The 20748-nt window shown below is 63.8% G+C and carries 8 protein-coding genes; 4 read left to right on the top strand and 4 right to left on the bottom strand.

Going from position 1 to position 20748, the window contains the following annotated elements; translation table 11 throughout:
* Nucleotides 1-47 precede the first annotated feature (47 nt).
* From PspR76_RS21545 to PspR76_RS21535, 3 genes are read right to left on the bottom strand one after another with little or no spacing between them, the layout of a single operon-like run.
* Nucleotides 48-1661 carry an acyl-CoA carboxylase subunit beta gene (locus PspR76_RS21545; RefSeq protein ID WP_159958566.1) on the bottom strand — a complete coding sequence of 538 codons (1614 nt, stop codon included), beginning with the start codon at nt 1659-1661 and terminating at the stop codon, nt 48-50.
* A 3-nt stretch (nt 1662-1664) separates the two neighbouring features.
* Nucleotides 1665-2537: an SDR family oxidoreductase gene (locus PspR76_RS21540; protein ID WP_159958564.1), complete on the bottom strand. Its 873-nt coding sequence runs from the start codon at nt 2535-2537 to the stop codon at nt 1665-1667.
* 12 nt (nt 2538-2549) lie between these two features.
* Nucleotides 2550-4328 (bottom strand): acyclic terpene utilization AtuA family protein, encoded by a 1779-nt coding sequence (locus tag PspR76_RS21535; protein ID WP_159958562.1) that lies wholly within the window; start codon nt 4326-4328, stop codon nt 2550-2552.
* A gap of 153 nt (nt 4329-4481) precedes the next feature.
* Between PspR76_RS21535 and PspR76_RS21530 the strand changes: the two genes are divergently transcribed.
* On the top strand, nt 4482-5105 hold the full coding sequence (locus tag PspR76_RS21530) for a TetR/AcrR family transcriptional regulator (RefSeq protein ID WP_159958560.1): 624 nt from the start codon (nt 4482-4484) through the stop codon (nt 5103-5105).
* A gap of 93 nt (nt 5106-5198) precedes the next feature.
* Nucleotides 5199-5987, top strand: coding sequence for a substrate-binding periplasmic protein (locus PspR76_RS21525; RefSeq protein WP_159958558.1), 789 nt, complete (start codon nt 5199-5201; stop codon nt 5985-5987).
* 58 nt (nt 5988-6045) lie between these two features.
* Here the strand turns inward: PspR76_RS21525 and PspR76_RS21520 are convergent, their stop codons facing one another.
* A complete protein-coding gene (locus tag PspR76_RS21520) occupies nt 6046-6597 on the bottom strand; it encodes an RNA polymerase factor sigma-70 (protein ID WP_005789991.1) in 552 nt (183 codons plus the stop codon).
* 301 nt (nt 6598-6898) lie between these two features.
* On the opposite strand from PspR76_RS21520, the gene PspR76_RS21515 reads away from it, so the two are divergent.
* Both PspR76_RS21515 and PspR76_RS21510 read left to right on the top strand, forming a co-directional pair.
* Nucleotides 6899-7651 carry a thioesterase II family protein gene (locus PspR76_RS21515; RefSeq protein ID WP_159958556.1) on the top strand — a complete coding sequence of 251 codons (753 nt, stop codon included), beginning with the start codon at nt 6899-6901 and terminating at the stop codon, nt 7649-7651.
* A 51-nt stretch (nt 7652-7702) separates the two neighbouring features.
* Nucleotides 7703-20599: a non-ribosomal peptide synthetase gene (locus tag PspR76_RS21510; RefSeq protein ID WP_159958554.1), complete on the top strand. Its 12897-nt coding sequence runs from the start codon at nt 7703-7705 to the stop codon at nt 20597-20599.
* The last annotated feature ends 149 nt before the right edge of the window (nt 20600-20748 follow it).

The raw sequence follows: 20748 nt of genomic DNA, 5'->3' as shown, positions 1-20748 counted from the left end.
GACGCGGAGCGTCCTGGGCTGCATTACCACGCGCAGCGTTAGAACGATCAGCGCGCTATGCCGAAGCTGTTGGGTTGCAACTGCCGCACCTCGGCCGCATGGCAGATATCCAGCAGCAAACCCAGCAGCGTGCGGGTATCGCGTGGGTCAATCAGCCCGTCGTCCCACAGGTTTGCGCTGCCGTACAAGGCGGTGGACTGGCTGTCGAGCTTCTGCGCGGTGACCTGTTCGAGCATGTCGAGCACCTTGGGGTCGGGCACCAAACCGTCCTTCAATTGCTTGGCCTCGGTGACGATGCGCAGCACTTTGCCCGCTTGCGCGCCGCCCATCACCGCCGTGCGGCTGTTGGGCCAGGCGAAGATAAAGCGCGGGTCCAGACCACGGCCGCACATCGCATAGTTGCCGGCGCCGTAGGAGCCGCCGACCACAATCGTGAGTTTAGGCACGCGGGCATTGGCCACCGCCTGGATCATCTTCGCACCGCGCTTGATCACACCCTGTTGCTCCGACTCGGTGCCCACCATGAAACCGGTGGTGTTGTGCAGGAACAGCAGCGGCGTGCGGCTCTGGTCGCACAGCTGGATAAACTGCGCGGCCTTGCTCGCGCCTTTGGGCGTGATCGGGCCGTTGTTGCCGATCACACCGACGGCGCGGCCTTGAATCTGCACATGGCCGCAGACGGTGTGGGCATCGAACTCGCCCTTGAATTCGAGGAAGTTGGAGCCGTCGGCCAGGCGCGCGAGGATTTCGCGCACGTCGTAGGGTTTTTTCGGGTCGTCGGGAATCAGCCCCAGCAGCTCTTCGATGGGATACAGCGGCTCTTTGTAATCGCGTTCGGGCGCTGTCGGCAGGCGCTCATCCCAGGGCAACAGGCTGACGATTTCACGCACGATGCGCACGCCGTCGGCATCGTTTTCCGCCAGGTATTCGGCGGTGCCGGCGGTTTGCGCGTGCATCTCGGCGCCGCCCAGTTCTTCGTCGGTCGCCACTTCGCCGGTAGCGGCCTTGAGCAGCGGCGGCCCGGCGAGGAACAGCTTGGCCTTGCCGCGCACCACCACCACGTAATCCGACAGCCCCGGCTGATAGGCGCCGCCCGCCGTGGCCGAGCCGTGCACCACGGTGATTTGCGGCAAGCCCATGGCCGACATGCGCGCCTGGTTGGCAAAGCTGCGCGCGCCTTCGACGAAAATCTCGGCGGCATAGTTGAGGTTGGCGCCGCCGCTTTCGGCGAGTGTCACCACCGGCAGTTTGTTTTCCATGGCGATCTGTTGCAGGCGCAGGGATTTTTTCAAGCCGGTGGGGGAAATCGTGCCGCCCTTGATCGCGCTGTTATTGGCCACCACCAGCATGCGCACGCCGCTGACGTAACCGATGCCGGCGATCAAGCCGCCACCGGCTGCGCTGCCGTCTTTGTCATCGTGGAGTTTGTAGCCGGCCAGGCTCGCCAGTTCCAGGAACGGCGCGCCAGGGTCGAGCAGCAGGTTGAGGCGTTCGCGGGGCAGCAGTTGGCCGCGTTTGTCGAACTTGGCTTTGGCCTCCTGGGCCTTGGCGAGCAGGGCGTGTTCGAGTTGGCGCAGCTGCTGGATGCTGGCCAGCATGGCTTCGCGGTTCTGGGCGTATGGCGCGCTGTGCGCGTCGATCAAACTTTCAATTACCGGCATGGTTTAGTGCTCCGCCTTGAGCACATCGGGCAAGTACGCGCGGTGGAAACCATTGAACGGCTCGCTCGGCGAGTGGGGTTTTTGCAAGGGCCAGGCGCGGCTGCCCAGGCTGGCGGCGCCGTCGATGCGCAAGGTGCTGCCGCTGACGAAGGCGGCGGCGGGGCTGAGCAGAAACACGATGGCCGCGCTGACTTCCGATTCAGTGCCGATACGCTTGAGCGGCACGTGTTCGCGCAAGGTTGGGATCACCGCCTTGAATGCGCCTTCGTAGGTGTCCATGCCGCTGGAGGCAATCCAGCCCGGCGCCACGGCGTTGACGCGCACGCCGGCGTAACCCCATTCGAAGGCGGCGGTCTTGGTGAAATTGTCCATGCCCGAACGCGCCGCGCCCGAGTGGCCCATGCCGGGCATGCCGCCCCACATGTCCGCAAGCATGTTGACGATGGCGCCGCCGTGTTTGCTCATCGACTGGTTGAACACTTCCCGTGCCACCAGGAAACCGCCGACCAGGTTGGTGCGCAGCACGGTTTCAAAGCCCTTTTGATTGATCGAGGCCAGGGGCGACGGGTATTGGCCGCCGGCGTTATTCACCAGGCCGTGGATCGGCCCGTGTGCGTGGATGATCTGTGTGACCAGCGCCTTAACCGCCTCTTCATCGCGAATATCGCAGGCCTGCCAGTGCGCCGTGCCGCCGTCTTCGGCAATTTCCGCTGCTACCTTTTGCAGCTTTTCCGGCTTGCGTCCCACCACAATCACACGGGCGCCGAGGGCCGCCAGCTCATGCGCGGTGCAGCGGCCAATGCCACTGCCACCGCCGGTGACGATCACGGTTTGCCCCTGGAACAGGTCGGCTTTGAAAATTGAGTCGAAGGCCACGGCAACGCTCCTTTATGTGAGTTGATCGGCGATGTGTTGCGGCACGGCGATGGGGATTTCCAGCAGTTGCTGGGCGAAGGCTTTGCCTTGCGGGTCGATGCGCAGGCTGGCGATGCCGCCGCCGCCCAGGGCGTTTTCCAGCAGGAAATTCAGGCTGTGGCTGCCGGGCAAGTACCAGCGTTCGACGCGGCCGTGGAGGGGGTCGAGCACGTGGCTCATCCAGTCGACGATCACTTCCGGGGTCAGCACTTCGGCGATCCACGGCAAGTAGTCGGGATGGCGGGCGATCACGCCGATATTGCTGTGGTTGCCCTTGTCGCCGGAGCGCGCCACGGCCAGTTTCACCAGCGGCACGCTGGCGTCGGCGCGGCCTTGGGGCTTGGGCGGGTCAATCGGCGCGGCCGGGGTGGCCGGTGGCGTAGCGGTGGGCAGTTCAATGGCGTGACGCTGGCCTTGGAAGTCGACCACCGGCTCGCAGGAAGATTTATCGATCAGGAACGAAAACAGCCGAATCAGCGGATACACCGTTGGCCGCCCGCCGACGATGCCGGTCAAGCCGGGCGCCATGCCGGTCGCCGCCTGGGCGATCTCGCGGGCGAACAGCACCAGCGCCTGTTTGCTTGGATGTCGCACCGCGAGTTTCACCACCACTTCGCGGCAATCCTGGCGCTGGGCGTGGGCGCCGTAGGTGGCTTCGCTGCCGAGCAATTCGATGTTCACCTCGGTGTAAGGCGCCCAGCCCCGTTGGCTGAACAGCTCCGAGGTCTTGTTGATGATGGCCTGGCTGACGCGCTCGGCCTTGGCCACGGCGTCAATCCCGGCGATCAGGCAACTGGCGGTGCAGCGGAAACCGTCCGGGTAGGTGGCGCTGACCTTGTACTGGTCGGTGGGCGGCAAACCCTTGGCGCCATGCAGGCGCACGCTGTGTTTGCCTTGCTGCTGCAATTTGACCTGGCTGAAATCGCAGATCACGTCGGGCAACAGGTAGGCGCGCGGGTCGCCAATTTCATACAGCAGCTGTTCGGCCACGCTGAGTTCGCTGATCAGCCCGCCGCTGCCGTCGACCTTGTTGACGGTGAACTGGCCGTCGGCGCTGACCTCGACGATGGGAAAACCGATGTGCTCGTAGTCCGGCACGTCGCGCCAATCGGTGAAGTTGCCGCCCGTGCACTGCGCGCCGCATTCGATGATATGCCCGGCCAATGCGGCCTGGGCGAGGCGGTCATAGTCCTGCCATGACCAGCTGAATTCATGCACCAAGGCCGCGCTGACCACGGCGCTGTCGACCACGCGGCCGGTGATGACGATGTCGGCGCCCAGCTCAAGTGCCTTGGCAATGCCTGGCGCGCCGAGGTAGGCGTTGGCGGACACGCACATCGGCGGCAGCGGCGCGCCGTTGAACATGTCGCTGACGCCGTGCAGGTGTTTGAGTTGTGGTTGCAGGTCATCGCCGAGCAGTACGGCGATTTTCAGCGGGATGCTCGCCTTGTCGCAGGCTGCTTGCAGCGCGGCGGCGCAGGCCTGTGGGTTGATGCCGCCGGCATTGCTGATCACGCGGATGCCTTGGCGCTGGATGTCGCCCAGCAACGGCGTGAGCACGTCGACGAAGTCCGTGGCGTAGCCGGCCTGGGGATCTTTCATCCGCGCACCGGCGAGGATCGACATGGTGACTTCCGCCAAATAGTCGAATACCAGGTAATCCAGCGCGCCGCCGTGCACCAATTGGGCGGCAGCCGTGCAGGTATCACCCCAGAAGGCGCTGGCGCAGCCGATACGAACCGTCTTGCTCATGAGAAATCCTTCCTCGAATGGCTGGCGTCGAGACTACCAAGCAAGCGCTTGGTTTGTAAACTCTGCACACAAGTTTTGCCCAAGCGCTTGCTTGGTTGGCAGCCACGGCCTAAATTGCCGCCCAAGACGTCAGCACACGTGAAGGAGAGAGGCATGGATGAGCAGAAAGCCCTGCGGGTCATGCGCACCATGGTCGATGCCGGCCAATTGACCGACCCCGACAGTGCCCGGGGCAAATTGCTGCAAACCGCAGCTCACCTGTTTCGCAACAAGGGCTTTGAACGCACCACCGTGCGTGACTTGGCCAGCGCGGTGGGAATTCAGTCCGGCAGCATCTTTCATCACTTCAAGAGCAAGGACGAGATCCTGCGCGCGGTGATGGAGGAAACCATCCACTACAACACCGCGATGATGCGCGCTTCACTTGAAGAAGCGAACACCGTGCGTGAGCGCGTGCTGGCGCTGATTCGCTGCGAATTGCAGTCGATCATGGGCGGCAGCGGCGAAGCCATGGCGGTGCTGGTCTACGAATGGCGTTCGTTGTCGGCCGACGGCCAGGCCCAGGTGCTGGCGCTGCGCGATGTGTATGAAGAAATCTGGTTGCAGGTGCTGGGCGAGGCCAAGGCTGCCGGCTACATTCGCGGCGATGTTTTTATCACCCGCCGCTTCCTCACCGGCGCGTTGTCCTGGACCACCACCTGGTTCCGCGCCCAAGGCAGCCTGACCCTGGAGCAATTGGCCGAAGAAGCCCTGCTGATGGTGCTGAAGGCTGATTAAGGCGCAAGCCGTTAATTTACCGACGGAAAGTTGTCTCACCTGACAAAAACGCCTAGCTTATTGCCATCAGAGTATTAAACGGTGCGTGCCTCAATGTTTTCGCCATGGCGGCTGGCTGCAGGACTAACTTTATGGGCACTGGGCACCGCAGGGTGGATGCCGGCTTCGGCTGCGCAATTGGTGAGAATCGGCGCCGCGCATTTTCCGCCCTACACCGTACGCCCTGAGCAAGGCGCCGACACCGGCTTACTGCCGCAACTGGTGGAGGCCCTGAACGCCTCGCAAAGCGACTACCAATTTGTGCTGGTGCCAACCTCCATCCCCCGGCGCTTCCGCGATTTCGAGCAAGGCCGCGTCGACATGGCGATCTTCGAAAACCCGGATTGGGGTTGGCAGGACATTCCCCACACCAGCGTCGACATGGGCCTGGAAGACGCGGAAATCTTCGTTGCCCAGCGTGAGGCCGGTCGCGACCAGGGTTATTTCGCTGACCTCAAGGGCAAGCGTCTGGCCGTGTTCAGCGGTTATCACTACGCCTTCGCCAACTTCAACCCCGACCCCAAGTACATGGTCGAGCACTTCAACGCCACGTTGACCTACTCCCATGACAGCAACTTGCTGATGGTCGCGCGCGGGCGGGCCGATATCGCGCTGGTCACGCGTTCGTACTTGAGTGATTTCATGGTGCGCAACGCGGACCTGGCCGGGCAGTTCCTGGTCTCGGAACGAATTGACCAGGTGTATCACCACTACGCGTTGCTGCGGCCCAAGGCGCCGATTACCGGGGAGGCGTTTGCCGAGTTGCTCAAGCGCCTGCGCGATAACGGGCAGATGTTGAAGATTTTCGAGCCGTATCGGATTGATGTGACGGCGGTGCACTGACCGCTGATCAGGCTTGTTGTGGCAAGCCCACTTGCCACAGCAAGCTCTTTCACCACAATCAGACTCGCCGCGCAAACGTATCGCTGTGGCTGCCCGACACCTTGCGGCAATGCACCAGCGCATCCCGAATCATGAAGTTGACCAACGTCGGCGACACGCCGAGTTCCTTGGCGATGTCCTTTTGTGGCACGCCGTGCAGGCGATACATCTCGAACGCGTAGCGGGTGCGCTGCGGCAGCTCCGTCAGGGCGTCGGCGATGTTTTCCAGGGTGTTGAAGTTGATGTGGGAAGTTTCCGGTGATGCGCCATGAATCACCACATTCAAACCTTCCTCCTCGGTCCCGGAATATTTGAGCTCCAGGGCTTGCTTGCGGTAGTGATCGATCGCCAGGTTACGCACGATCTGGAACAGATAACTCAATTGGGCCTTGAACGATGAGGTGATCGTCGGCGCGGATTGCAGCCGGAAGTAGGCATCCTGCACCACGTCTTCGGCACGCGAGCGGCAGCCGGTAATGCGCGCCGCGATCTTCACCAGAATCAAACGATTGTCGACGAATGCCTGGAGAAGGGGTGAGTCGCACCTGCCTGTGGATACTTGTTCCGTCATGGAAATCACCTTGTTGCAAAAGAGGTTAGGGGAGGGCGTCCTTGCTGAGGCCTCCTACACATCGGGCAACAAATTATGCTTAATGATAATGATTGTCAAATGAGAAGGCGAACTAATCTTATGCCTTCCTACAAGGTGTGAACCACTTCTCCTACATCCCCTGCGACTAATTATTTGCCCGCACCGTCCGTTCTCATGGGTGACAGGTCCGTTAACAAACGGCCAAGGATCAGCGCCCGCAGGAGGACGACATGGGTTTGTATCGTGCATACAGCGTGTTTCAGTTTGGAGGCCTCGTTTGATGAGTGCTTCAACCCGACTGCGCCTGTTTTGCCTGCCCTATTCGGGCGCCAGTGCCATGGTGTATGCACGTTGGCGTCGGGCTTTGCCGGATTGGTTGCAGGTGTGTCCGCTGGAATTGCCGGGGCGCGGCATGCGCATGGATGAGCCGTTGCAGCGCGACATCAAGGCCTTGGCAGCACAGCTGGCGGATGAAATCAGCCATGACCTGAACGGCCCCTACGCCTTGTTCGGCCACAGCCTCGGCGGCCTGTTGGCATTCGAATTGGCCCACGCCCTGCACGAGCGCGGTGTGCCCGCACCGCTGGCGTTATTCGCCTCCGGCACTGCCGGCCCGGCGCGCCGCGATGTCAGCGAATACGCCATCGAAAAGACCGACGCACAACTGATCGCCCGCCTGCGCGAGCTGCAGGGCACCGCCGAAGAAGCCCTGGCCAACCCTGAGTTGATGCAGTTGATGCTGCCGATCCTGCGCGCCGACTTTCTGCTCTGCGGCAGCTTCACCTATGGCCAGCGCGAGCCCCTGGGCATGCCGATTCACGTGTTCGGCGGCAAACAAGACAGCGTGCGTGCCGAGCAGTTGCTCGACTGGCAGGCCGACACCGCCAGCGGCTTTTCCCTGGACATGTTCGACGGTCACCACTTCTTCCTCGTGCAGCACGAAAGCGCTGTGCTGCGTTGCCTGCGGCGTTACGCCGATGAGCACCTGGCCCGCTGGCGCAATGGCGCGGCGCGGCAACTGGTCGCCGGCTGAACGCTCTCTAATTCTCGATTTTCCCGTAAGCCGATTTCAGGCAGGAACCCCATGATGGACGCCTTCGAACTTCCCCGCACTCTGGTCCAGTCCCTTCAACGTCGTGCCGCGCAGACGCCGGACCAAGTGGCGCTGCGCTTCCTCGCCGATTCCGCCGAGCACAACGTTGTGCTCAGCTACCGTGACCTCGACCAGCGCGCCCGCACCATCGCCGCCGCCTTGCAGGCCAATGCGGCGCTGGGCGAGCGTGCGGTGCTGTTGTTCCCCAGCGGCCCGGACTACGTCGCGGCGTTCTTTGGTTGCCTGTACGCCGGGATCATCGCAGTGCCGGCGTATCCACCCGAATCCACGCGCCGGCATCATCAGGAGCGCCTGCTGTCGATCATTGCCGATGCCGAACCGCGCCTGCTGCTGAGCATCGCCAGCCTCGCCGACGGCCTGGCACAAATCGACAACGCGCCGCCGGTGCTGAGCGTCGATACCCTCGATGCGCAGCTCGCAGACAGTTGGGTCGAGCCCAAACTGCACGCCGACGACATCGCCTTCCTGCAATACACCTCTGGCTCCACCGCCTTGCCCAAAGGCGTGCAAGTCAGCCACGGCAACCTGGTGGCCAACGAAGTGCTGATCCGTCGTGGTTTTGGCATCGACTTGAACCCGGATGACGTGATCGTCAGCTGGCTGCCGCTGTACCACGACATGGGCTTGATCGGCGGCCTGCTGCAGCCGATTTTCAGCGGTGTGCCGTGTGTGTTGATGTCGCCGGCGTACTTCCTCGGTCGGCCGTTGCGCTGGCTCGAAGCGATCAGCGAATACGGCGGCACCATCAGCGGCGGCCCGGATTTCGCCTACCGCCTGTGCAGCGAGCGGGTCAGCGAATCGGCCCTGGAGCGCCTGGACTTGAGCACCTGGCGCGTGGCCTATTCGGGCTCCGAGCCGATCCGCCTCGACACCCTGGAACGCTTCGCCAAGAAGTTCGCGGCCTGCGGTTTTACCTCGAATAATTTCTTCGCCTCTTACGGTCTGGCCGAGGCGACCCTGTTTGTCGCCGGCGGCACCCGTGGCCAAGGCATCCCGGCCCTGCGTGTGGATGAACAAGCGCTGGCCGCCAACCGCGCCGAGCCGGGGCAGGGCAGTGCGATCATGAGCTGCGGCACCCGCCAGCCGGAACACGCCGTGTTGATCGCTGATCCGCACACGCTCAGCGAGCTGGCGGATAACCGCGTCGGCGAACTGTGGGCCAGCGGCCCGAGCATCGCCCACGGCTACTGGCGCAACCCCGAAGCCACCGCCAAAACCTTCGTACAACACGCCGGCCGCACCTGGCTGCGCACCGGCGACCTGGGTTTTATCCGAGACGGCGAGGTGTACATCACCGGCCGCTTGAAAGACCTGCTGATCGTGCGCGGCCATAACCTGTATCCCCAGGACATCGAGCAGACTGTCGAGCGCGAAGTGGAAGTGGTGCGCAAGGGCCGCGTCGCCGCCTTTGCGGTGAATGACCAGGGCCTGGAAGGTATCGGCATTGCCGCCGAAATCAGCCGCAGCGTGCAGAAAATCCTGCCGCCCGAAGCGCTGATCAAAGCCATCCGCCAGGCCGTGGCCGAGGCGTATCAGCAAGCGCCGAGCGTGGTGGTATTGCTCAACCCCGGCGCCTTGCCGAAGACCTCCAGCGGCAAGGTGCAGCGCGCCGCTTGCGGCCTTCGCCACGCCGACGGCAGCCTCGACAGCTATGCGCAGTTCCCCGATCTGCAAACGCACACGAACGATGTGGGGTTGGAATCGGAACTGCAAAGCCAGATCGCGGCGATCTGGTGCGAGCAGCTGCAGGTCGCAACCGTCGCCGCCGATGACCACTTTTTCCTGCTTGGCGGTAACTCCATCACCGCCACCCAAGTGGTGGCGCGCCTGCGCGAAACCCTGGGCCTGGAGCTGAACCTGCGCATGCTGTTCGAGGCGCCGACGCTGGCGACTTTTGCCGCCAACGTCGCGCAATTGCAGCAAGACGGCGGCGTCGCTCAGGGCGCGATCCACGCACTGTCGCGCCAGGACGACCTGCCGCAATCGCTGGCGCAAAACCGCCTGTGGATCACCTGGCAGTTGGACCCGCACAGCAGCGCCTACACCATCCCCGGCGCCCTGCGCTTGCGCGGCGAGCTGGACGAAGACGCGGTGCGCGCCAGCTTCCAGCAACTGATCCAGCGTCACGAAGCCCTGCGCACCCGCTTCTACGAGCGCGACGGCCAGGCCTTCCAGCGTGTGGACGCCAACGTTGAATTCGACCTGCAAGTCATCGACCTCAGCGACCTGCCTGCCGCCGAGCGTGAAGTGCGCGCGCAACAGATCCGCGAGGACGAAGCGCGCACCCAGTTCGACCTGGAAAAAGGCCCGCTGCTGTGGGTGACCCTGGTGCGCCTTGGCGATGAAGAGCACCAGTTGCTGGTGACGCTGCACCACATCATCGCCGACGGTTGGTCGCTGAATATCCTTATTGACGAATTCTCGCGCCTGTACGCCGCCGCGAGCCAGGGCCAAACATTGGCGCTGCCGCCACTGGCGTTGCAATACGCCGACTACGGCAGCTGGCAGCGCCAATGGCTGGCCGAAGGCGAAGGCCAGCGGCAACTGGCGTACTGGAAAGCACAGTTGGGCGAGGAACATCCGACCCTGAGCCTGGCCACCGACCACCCGCGCTCGGCCCAGCAACGCAACAGCGCCTCGCGCCATAGCGTGCGCCTGGATGCAGGCTTCAGCGCAGCGATTCGCCAGACTGCGCAGGCGAATGAATCCACACCGTTCATGCTGCTGCTCGCGGCGTTCCAAAGCCTGCTCTACCGCTACAGCGGCCAGCGCGATATCCGCATCGGCGTGCCAAATGCCAACCGCCCGCGCCAGGAAACCCAAGGCCTGATCGGCTTCTTCATCAACACCCTGGTGCTGCGCGCCGAGTTGGACGGCCGCCTGCCATTCAACCAACTGCTGGCCGCCACCCGCCAGACCGCGTTGGGCGCCCAGGCCCATCAGGACTTGCCGTTCGAACAATTGCTCGAAGCTTTCCCGCACGCCCGCGAGCAAGGCCTGTTCCAGGTCATGTTCAACCACCAGCAGCGCGATTTAGGTGCCTTGCGCCGCTTGCCGGGGATGCTCGCCGATGAACTGCCGTGGCACAGCCGCGAAGCCAAGTTCGACCTGCAACTGCACAGCGAAGAAGACCGCAACGGGCGCCTGAGCCTGGCGTTCGACTACGCCGACGAAGTGTTCGACAGCGCCACGATTCAACGCCTGGCCGAACACTACATCAGCCTGCTGCACGCCGTGTGCGAGCAACCGCAACAGGCCATCGGCGACCTCAAGCTGATGCAAGCCGACGAGCAGCAGCCGTGGAGTGAAGCGCCGTGCGCGCCAGCCCGGCAGTGGTTGCCCGAACTGCTCAGCCACCACGCCTCGGAAGACACCGCGCTGGTCTGGCAGGGCGGCAGCCTGAGCTTCGCCCAGTTGCACACCCAGGCCAACCGCCTGGCCCATTACCTGCGCGACAAGGGCGTCGGCCCGGACGTGTGCGTGGCCATCGCCGCCGAGCGCTCGCCGCAACTGTTGATCGGCTTGCTCGCAATCATCAAGGCCGGTGGCGCCTATGTGCCGTTGGACCCGGATTACCCCGCCGACCGCCTGGCCTACATGCTCCAGGACAGCGGCGTGCACCTGCTGCTGACTCAGACCGCGCTGCTGGAACTGTTACCGGCGCCCGAAGGCGTGTGCGTGATCGCCATGGACAGCCTGCACCTCGACAGCTGGCCGACCCAGGCACCGGGCTTGCATTTGCACGGCGACAACCTCGCCTACGTGATTTACACCTCCGGTTCCACCGGCCAGCCCAAGGGCGTCGGCACTACCCACGCGGCGTTGGCTGAGCGCTTGCAGTGGATGCAAGCCACCTATCAACTCAACCACACCGATGTGCTGATGCAAAAGGCGCCGATCAGTTTCGACGTGTCGGTGTGGGAGTGCTTCTGGCCCTTGATCACTGGTTGCCGCCTGGTACTGGCGGGCCCCAGCGAGCACCGCGACCCGCACCGCATCGCGCAGTTGGTGCAGGAACACGGCGTGACCACGCTGCACTTTGTGCCGCCGCTGTTGCAGCTGTTTATCGATGAGCCGTTGGTGGCCGAATGCACCAGCCTGCGTCGGCTGTTCTCCGGTGGCGAAGCCTTGCCGGCCGAGCTGCGTAACCGCGTATTGGCGCAACTGCCGGCGGTGCAATTGCACAACCGTTATGGCCCGACCGAAACTGCAATCAACGTCACCCACTGGCACTGCAAGGCTGAGGACGGCGAGCGTTCGCCGATTGGCCGCCCGCTGGGCAATGTGATTTGCCGTGTGCTGGACGAACACCTCAACCCACTGCCGGCCGGTGTGCCGGGCGAACTGTGCATTGGCGGCATCGGCCTGGCGCGCGGTTACCTCGGCCGTGCCGGGCTGACCGCCGAGCGCTTCGTCGCCGACCCGCTGGGCGAGGCGGGCGCACGTCTGTATCGCACCGGCGACCGCGTGCGCTGGAGTGCTGACGGTGTGCTCGAATACCTCGGCCGCCTCGATCAGCAGGTCAAACTGCGCGGCTTCCGTGTCGAGCCAGAAGAAATCGAAGCCCGCATGCTGGCCATGGACGGCATCGCCCAAGCCGTGGTGCTGGTGCGTGATCAGCAGTTGATCGGCTACTACACCGCCAGCACCGAGCTTTTCGAACAGCAGGTAAAATCCGCCCTGGCTGCCGAGCTGCCGGAGTACATGGTGCCCGCGCAACTGATGCGCCTGGACGCCATGCCCCTGAGCCCCAGCGGCAAGCTCGACAGGCGCGCGCTGCCGGAGCCGGTGTGGCAAACCCGTGAACACATCGAGCCCGAAACGCCGTTGCAGCAGCAGATAGCGGCGATCTGGCGCGAGGTCCTCGGCCTGCCACGCATTGGCCTGGGCGACGACTTTTTCGCCCTCGGCGGCCACTCGTTGCTGGCCACGCAAATCATCTCGCGCACCCGCCAGGCCTGTGACGTCGAGCTGCCGCTGCGCACCTTGTTCGAAGCCAGCGAGCTGGGTGCGTTTGCCGAGCAAGTCGGGCTGATCCAGGCCTCCGGCCAGCGCAACCAGCAAACCGCCATCGCCAGGGTCGACCGCAGCGCGCCGGTGCCGCTGTCCTATTCGCAGCAGCGCATGTGGTTCCTCTGGCAGATGGAACCGGACAGCCCGGCCTACAACGTCGGCGGTATGGCGCGCCTGCGTGGCGTGCTGGATGTGGGGCGTTTCGAGGCGGCGTTGCAAGCCTTGATCATGCGCCACGAAACCCTGCGCACCACCTTCCCGAGCATCGACGGCGTGGCCCGGCAAAAGGTCGCCAAGCAAACCGGCCTGCGCATGGACTGGCAGGATTTTTCGGCGCTGAATGAAGCCGAGCGTCAACTGCGTCTGCAGCAATTGGCCGACCATGAGGCGCACACGCCTTTCAATCTGGAAACCGGGCCACTGCTGCGCGCTTGCCTGGTCAAGGCCTTTGATCAGGAACACTACCTGGTGCTGACCCTGCACCATATCGTCACCGAAGGCTGGGCGATGGACATCTTCGCCCGTGAGCTCAGCGCGTTGTACGAAGCCTTTATCGACGAACGCGACTCGCCGCTGGCGCCGTTGCCGGTGCAATACCTCGACTACAGCGTGTGGCAGCGCCAGTGGCTGGAGGCCGGTGAGCGCCAGCGCCAACTGGACTACTGGACCGCGCAGCTTGGCTATGAGCACCCGTTGCTCGAACTGCCCGGCGACCGCCCACGGCCGCCGGTGCAAAGCCACCAGGGCGAGTTGTACCGTTTCGACCTGAGCGACGAGCTGGCCGCCCGCGTGCGCGCCTTCAATGCCGAGCGCGGCCTGACCCTGTTCATGACCATGACCGCGACCCTGGCGGTGTTGCTCTACCGCTACAGCGGCCAGACCGACCTGCGCATCGGCGCGCCGGTGGCCAACCGGATTCGCCCGGAAAGTGAAGGGCTGATCGGCGCCTTCCTCAACACCCAGGTGCTGCGTTGCCAGCTCACCGGGCAGATGAATGTGGCTGAGCTGTTCGAGCAGGTGCGTCACACCGTGATCGAAGGCCAGTCCCATCAAGACCTGCCGTTCGATCATTTGGTGGAAGCCCTGCAACCCCCGCGCAGCGCGGCGTACAACCCGCTGTTCCAAGTGATGTGCAACGTGCAGCGCTGGGAGTTCCAGCAGAGCCGCCAACTGGCCGGCATGACCGTCGAGTACCTGGCCAATGATGCGCGCGCGACCAAGTTCGACCTCAACCTGGAAGTCACCGACCTCGACCACCGCCTGGGTTGCTGCCTGACCTACAGCACCGACCTGTTCGATGAACCGCGCATTGCGCGCATGGCCGAGCATTGGCGCAATCTGCTGGAAGCATTGATCGCCAACCCGCAGCAGCGCCTCAGCGAACTGCCGTTGCTGAGCGCCGTCGAGCAGCGCGCGTTGCAGGACAGCCTCGGTGTGGAAGCGGGCGAGCATCGCCTCGATCAGTGTATTCATCAGCTGTTCAGTCAGCAGGCGAGCAAGCGTGCCGATGCGCCGGCGCTGACATTTGCAGGAGAAACGCTGACCTACCGCGAGCTGGACACTCGCGCCAACCGCCTGGCCTGGATGCTGCGCGAGCGCGGCGTCGGCCCGCAGGTGCGCGTCGGCCTGGCGCTGCCGCGTTCGCTGGAAATGGTCGTTGGCCTGCTGGCGATCCTTAAAGCCGGTGGCGCCTATGTGCCGCTGGACCCGGAATACCCACTGGACCGCTTGCACTACATGATCGAAGACAGCGGCATCGGCCTGCTGCTCAGCGATGCGGCGATGTTTGAAGCCCTCGGCGAATTGCCGGCGACGGTGGCCTGCTGGTGCCTGGAAGATGACCTGCCGGTGCTCGCCAATTACCCGGCCGACGCGTTGCCCTTTATCAGCCTGCCGCAGCACCAGGCGTACTTGATCTACACCTCCGGCTCCACCGGCAAGCCCAAAGGCGTGGTGGTGTCCCACGGTGAAATCGCCATGCATTGCCAGGCCGTGATCGAGCGCTTTGGCATGCGCGCGGACGACTGTGAACTGCACTTTTATTCGATCAACTTCGACGCCGCCACCGAACGCCTGCTGGTGCCGCTGCTCAGCGGTGCGCAGGTGGTGTTGCGCGCCCAAGGCCAGTGGGATGCCGAAGAAATCTGCGCGCTGATTCGCGCCCATCGCATCAACATTCTTGGCTTTACCCCGAGCTACGGCAGCCAGTTGGCGCAGTGGCTGGCGACCCAGCAGCAGACCTTGCCGGTGCGCATGTGCATCACCGGTGGTGAGGCGCTGACCGGCGAGCACTTGCAGCGTATCCGCGCCGCGTTCCAGCCCGAGGTGTTTTTCAACGCCTATGGCCCGACCGAAACCGTGGTCATGCCGCTGGCCAGCCTGGCGCCGCAGCAACTGGAAGAGGGCGCCGCCAGCGTGCCGATCGGCCACATTATCGGCGCCCGCGTGGCCTACATTCTCGACGCCGACCTGGCGCTGGTGCCCCAAGGCGCGACTGGCGAGTTGTATGTCGGTGGCGCTGGTCTGGCCCTGGGTTACCACGAACGGCCGGGCATGACCGCAGAGCGCTTTGTCGCCGACCCGTTTGCCGCCGATGGCGGGCGTTTGTACCGCACCGGCGACCTGGTGCGCCAACGCGCCGATGGCCTGGTGGAGTACCTGGGGCGTATCGACCATCAAGTGAAGATTCGCGGTTTCCGCATTGAGCTGGGTGAAATCGAAACCCGCCTGCTGGAGCACCAGGCGGTGCGTGAGGCGGTGGTGCTGGCGCTGGATTCGCCAAGTGGCAAACAGTTGGTGGCCTACCTGGTCAGCGACGCCGACCACGGCACCCTGAACGAAGCGCTGAAGGCGCACCTCAAGGCGCAACTGCCGGACTACATGGTGCCCGCGCACCTGATCGTGCTGGACAGCATGCCGCTGACCGCCAACGGCAAACTCGACCGCCGTGCCTTGCCGCAGCCCGACCCCGAGGCCAATCGCCAACAGTATGTGGCGCCGCGCAACGAGCTGGAGCACACCCTGGCCGCGATCTGGTGCGCGGTGTTGAACGTGCAGCAAGTCGGCCTGGACGATAACTTCTTTGAGCTGGGCGGCGACTCGATCCTGTCGATCCAGGTGGTCAGCCGTGCGCGCCAGGCGGGGATCCACTTCAGCCCGCGCGACCTGTTCCAGCACCAGACCGTGCAAACCCTGGCCGCCGTGGCCACGCGTACCGAGCAGGTCATCGCCGAGCAAGGCGTGCTGACGGGCAGCTCGGGGCTGACGCCGATCCAGCATTGGTTCTTCGATACGGATATTCCGAATCGCCAACACTGGAACCAGGCGTTGCTGCTCAAACCGCTGCAACTGCTCGACCCGCATCGCCTGGAGCAAGCACTGCTGGCCGTGCTGGAGCACCACGACGAGCTACGCCTGAGCTTCACCCCGCGCGATGCGCAATGGCATGCCGAGCATTTGGCCGTGCCCCAAGGCGGTGTGCTGATGCAGGCGCAGGTGCGCGATATGCAGGACTGCACCGCGCTGTTCACCGACACCCAACGCAGCCTCGACCTCGCACACGGCCCGCTGCTGCGCGCCTTGCTGGTGGACGGCCCGCAAGGCCAGCAACGCCTGCTGATCGCGATTCATCACCTGGTGGTGGATGGCGTGTCGTGGCGCGTACTGCTTGAGGATTTGCAAACGGTCTACCGCCAGTTGAGCGACGGGCAGTCGGTCAGCCTGCCGGCCAAGACCAGCGCGTTGCGCGATTGGGCGGCGCGCTTGCAGGCCTATGCGAGCAGCGAGTCGCTGCGTGAAGAGTTGAATGTGTGGCAAGACCAGTTGGCCGGGCCGCAGGTGAAATTGCCGGTGGATCGCCCGCACGGCGCGCTGCGCAACCGTGATGCCGACACCGTCAGCGTACGCCTGGATGCCGAGCACACGCGCCAGTTGCTGCAACAGGCGCCAAGCGCCTATCGCACCCAGGTCAACGACTTGCTGCTGACCGCGTTGGCCCGAGTGCTGTGCCGCTGGAGTGGCCACGACTCGGCGTTGATCCAGTTGGAAGGTCATGGCCGTGAAGCGCTGTTCGATGAAATCGACCTGACCCGCAGCGTTGGCTGGTTTACCAGTGCTTACCCGTTGCGCCTGACACCGCAAGCCGGGCAGGGCGACTCGATCAAGGCGATCAAGGAGCAACTGCGCGGCGTGCCGCACAAAGGCTTGGGCTATGGCGTGCTGCGTTACCTGGCGGACGACCTGGGCCGGCAAACCATGGCCGCACTGCCGAGCGCCGAGATCACCTTCAACTACCTTGGCCAGTTCGACCAGAGCTTCGGCGCCGATGCGCTGTTCCACCCGCTGGATGAGTCGGCGGGCCTGGCCCATGACCCGGATGCACCGCTGCCCAATGCTTTGAGCGTCGACAGCCAGGTGTACGGCGGCGAACTGGTGCTGCGCTGGACCTTCAGCAGCGAGCGTCACGATCAGCAGACCATCCGCGAGCTGGCCGATGCCTATCTCGCCGAACTGCACAGCCTGATTGCGCATTGCCTCAAGGACGATGCCGGCGGCCTCACGCCGTCCGACTTCCCGCTGGCACACCTGACGCAGTCGCAACTCGACAGCCTGCCGATTGCGGCCAGCGCCATCGAGGACGTCTACCCGCTGACGCCGATGCAGGAAGGCCTGCTGCTGCACACCCTGCTGGAGCCGGGCACCGGCCTCTACTACATGCAGGACCGCTACCGCATCAACAGCGCGCTGGACCCCGAGCGTTTTGCCCAGGCCTGGCAGGCAGTCATCGCCCGCCATGAAGCCTTGCGTGCGTCGTTCTGCTGGAACGTCGGCGAAGACATGCTGCAAGTCATCCACAAACCGGGCAGTACGCCGATTGAGTACCTGGACTGGAGTGCCGACCCGGAAAGTGAACAGGAGCCGCGCCTGCAAGCCCTGCTCAAGGCCGAGCGCGAGGCCGGTTTTGATCTGCTCAACCAGGCGCCGTTCCACCTGCGCCTGATCCGCGTCGGCGAAGCGCGTTACTGGTTCATGATGAGCAACCACCACATCCTCATCGATGCCTGGTGCCGTTCGCTGCTGATGAATGATTTCTTTGATATCTACATGGCGTTGGGCGAAGGCCGCGAAGCGCAATTGGCCACGCCGCCGCGCTACCGCGACTACATCGCCTGGCTGCAACGCCAGAACCTCGCCGAAGCGCGCCAGTGGTGGCAGCAGAACCTGCAAGGCTTCGAACGCACCACGCCGATCCCGAGCGACCGGCCGTTCCTGCGTGAACACGCCGGTCACAGCGGCGGCATGGTGGTGGGCGACTGCTACACCCGCCTGGATGCCCGCGACGGTGCGCAACTGCGTGAGTTGGCGCAGGCCCATCAACTGACCGTCAACACCTTTGCCCAGGCGGCATGGGCGTTGGTGCTGCGGCGCTTGAGCGGGGACCGTGATGTGCTGTTCGGCGTCACCGTCGCCGGGCGCCCGGTGGAAATGCCGGAGATGCAGCGCACCGTCGGCCTGTTCATCAACAGCATTGCGCTGCGAGTGAAATTTCCTGAAGACCACCAGCGTTGCAGCGTGCGCCAATGGTTGAGCAGCCTGCTCGACAGCAACATGCAGCTGCGCGAGTACGAATACCTGCCGCTGGTGACTATCCAGGAACACAGCGAGTTGCCCAAGGGCCAGCCGCTGTTCGACAGCCTGTTCGTGTTCGAGAACGCGCCAGTGGAAGTCTCGGTGCTGGACCGCGCGCAAAGCCTGAACGCCACCTCGGATTCCGGCCGCACCCACACCAACTTCCCGCTGACCGCCGTGTGCTACCCGGGCGACGACCTCGGTTTGCACCTGTCTTATGACCAGCGTTATTTCGACGAAACCACCGTGCAAGGCATGCTCGGCGAGTTCAAACGCCTGCTGCTGGCGCTGGTGCAGGGCTTCCATGGCGACATGGCCGACCTGCCGTTGATTGGCGCGCAGGAACGTGAATTCCTGCTCGACGGCTGCAACCAGAGCGAGCACGCCTACCCGCTGGAGCGCAGCTATATCGAGCTGTTTGAGGCGCAGGTGGCCGCGTATCCGCAGCGCATCGCCGCCAGTTGCCTGGACCAGCAATGGAGCTATGACGAATTGAACCGGCGCAGTAATGGTCTTGGCCACGCGCTGATCGCGGCGGGTGTCGGCCTGGATCAACCGGTGGCGTTGCTGGCTGAACGAAACCTGGATCTGCTCGGCATGATCATCGGCAGCTTCAAGGCCGGTGCCGGTTACTTGCCGCTGGACCCAGGCCTGCCGAGCCAACGCCTGAGCCGCATTATCGACTTGAGCCGCACGCCGTTGCTGGTGTGCACCGAGGCGTGCCGCGAGCAGGCCATTGAGTTGCTGCAAGGCACCGACTGCCAGCTGCTGGTGTGGGAGGAAGTGCCGAGCCGCGGGGAAAACCCGGGTGTCTACAGCGGCCCGGACAACCTCGCCTACGTGATCTACACGTCGGGCTCCACCGGCCTGCCCAAGGGCGTGATGGTCGAACAGCGCGGCATGCTTAATAACCAGTTGAGCAAGATGCCGTACCTGGACCTGAGCCCGACCGATGTGATCGCCCAGACCGCGTCGCAAAGTTTCGATATTTCCGTGTGGCAGTTCCTCGCCGCGCCGTTGTTTGGCGCGCGGGTAGATATTGTGCCGAACACCATCGCCCATGATCCGCAAGGCTTGCTGGCGCATGTGCAGGCCCAGGGAATAACCGTGCTGGAAAGCGTGCCGTCGCTGATCCAGGGCATGTTGGCCCAGGAGCGCATGAGCCTGGATGGCCTGCGCTGGATGCTGCCGACAGGTGAAGCAATGCCGCCGGAACTGGCGCACCAGTGGCTGCTGCGTTACCCGCAGATTGGCCTGGTCAACGCTTATGGCCCGGCGGAATGTTCGGACGACGTGGCGTTCTTCCGCGTCGACCTGGCCTCGACCCGTGGCACTTACCTGCCGATTGGCACCCCGACCGACAACAACCGTTTGTACGTGGTCGATGGTGCGCTGGAGCTGGTGCCGCAAGGTGCCGTCGGCGAGTTATGCGTGGCGGGTACGGGTGTGGGCCGTGGTTATGTCAGCGACCCACTGCGCACGGCGCCAGTATTTGTGCCGAACCCGTTCGGCGCGCCGGGCGAGCGCCTGTACCGCACCGGCGACCTGGCACGCCGACGCAGCGATGGGGTGTTGGAATATGTGGGGCGTATCGACCATCAGGTGAAGATTCGCGGCTACCGCATCGAGCTGGGTGAAATCGAGGCGCGTCTGCACGAACAACCGCAAGTGCGCGACGCAGCCGTCGGCGTGCAGGAAGGCGTCAACGGCAAGCATTTGGTCGGCTACCTGGTGGCGGCGGATGCGAGCCTGAACCCGAGTGATCGCCTGGACCGCATCAAGCAACGCCTGCGGGCCGAGCTGCCGGAATACATGGTGCCGCTGCACTGGTTATGGTTAGACCGGTTGCCGCTGAATGCCAACGGCAAGCTCGACCGCAAGGCCCTGCCGGCCCTGGAGATTGGCCAGTTGCACAGCCAGGATTACCTGGCGCCGCGCAACGAGCTGGAAACCACCTTGGCTGCCATCTGGGCCGAGGTGCTGAAAGTCGAAAGGGTGGGCGTGCAGGACAACTTCTTCGAGCTGGGCGGGCACTCGTTGCTGGCCACGCAGATTGCCTCCCGCGTGCAGAAAACCCTGCAACGCGATGTACCGCTGCGGGCGATGTTCGAGTGCAGCACGGTGGCGCAATTGGCTGAGTATATCGAGGGCTTGGAGGCGAATGAGATCAGCACCGAGAAGGTCGATCGGTTGAGTGATTTGATGGCGGAGCTGGAGGGGCTTTAAGCAAACCTGGAACAACTGGCGGTGTGAGAAATTGTGCTTATTTCCGCTTTTGTTTGTAGGATATTGACCTTGTGTGGCGTAGGTGATTTCCATAATACTGTTTTTATATACAGTGTTTTAAGGGCTATTGCCTGATGGGAAGCAAATGA

The sequence above is a fragment of the Pseudomonas sp. R76 genome (assembly GCF_009834565.1).
Lineage (GTDB): Bacteria > Pseudomonadota > Gammaproteobacteria > Pseudomonadales > Pseudomonadaceae > Aquipseudomonas.
Note: the sequence above shows the minus strand (reverse complement) of the source record. Positions and strands in the feature narration are given on the sequence as shown.

Bases quoted from the DNA above. Each gene is read 5' to 3' on its own strand.
- PspR76_RS21520 (WP_005789991.1), bottom strand. From the start codon at position 6,597: ATGACGGAACAAGTATCCACAGGCAGGTGCGACTCACCCCTTCTCCAG.
- PspR76_RS21510 (WP_159958554.1), top strand. From the start codon at position 7,703: ATGATGGACGCCTTCGAACTTCCCCGCACTCTGGTCCAGTCCCTTCAA.
- PspR76_RS21535 (WP_159958562.1), bottom strand. From the start codon at position 4,328: ATGAGCAAGACGGTTCGTATCGGCTGCGCCAGCGCCTTCTGGGGTGAT.
- PspR76_RS21530 (WP_159958560.1), top strand. From the start codon at position 4,482: ATGGATGAGCAGAAAGCCCTGCGGGTCATGCGCACCATGGTCGATGCC.
- PspR76_RS21545 (WP_159958566.1), bottom strand. From the start codon at position 1,661: ATGCCGGTAATTGAAAGTTTGATCGACGCGCACAGCGCGCCATACGCC.
- PspR76_RS21515 (WP_159958556.1), top strand. From the start codon at position 6,899: ATGAGTGCTTCAACCCGACTGCGCCTGTTTTGCCTGCCCTATTCGGGC.
- PspR76_RS21525 (WP_159958558.1), top strand. From the start codon at position 5,199: ATGTTTTCGCCATGGCGGCTGGCTGCAGGACTAACTTTATGGGCACTG.